We start from the raw sequence: 342 nt of genomic DNA, 5'->3' as shown, positions 1-342 counted from the left end.
CCTAGACCTGATGGGCTACACCCTCGCCGAGGTGAAGGGGCAGCATCACAAGCTGTTCGTCCCCGCCAGCGAGCGCAATGGCGACGCGTACCGCACGTTCTGGGAGGCACTGCGCAGTGGCGAAGGTCAAACCCGCGAGTTCAAACGCATCGCCAAGGACGGGCGCGAGATCTGGATCCAGGCCACGTACAATCCGGTCCTGGACAGGGCTGGTCGAGTCACGAAGGTGGTGAAGTTCGCTACCGACATCACCGCGCAGGTGCTGCGCAACATCGACCATGATGGCCAGCTCGAAGCCTTGCACCGCTCCCAGGCGGTGATCGAGTTCGCGCTCGATGGCAC

General features: G+C 63.5%; 1 protein-coding gene. It reads left to right on the top strand.

The genetic code is table 11. The annotated features are described in order from the left end of the window. The coding region (locus tag MKK69_RS19525; protein WP_243970568.1) for a PAS domain-containing protein at positions 1 to 342 on the top strand (342 nt) is incomplete at both ends.

Source organism: Methylobacterium sp. J-026 (genome assembly GCF_022829585.1).
Lineage (GTDB): Bacteria > Pseudomonadota > Alphaproteobacteria > Rhizobiales > Beijerinckiaceae > Methylobacterium.
The sequence above is the reverse complement of the archived record's forward strand: the minus strand, read 5'-3'. Positions and strand labels throughout refer to the sequence as shown.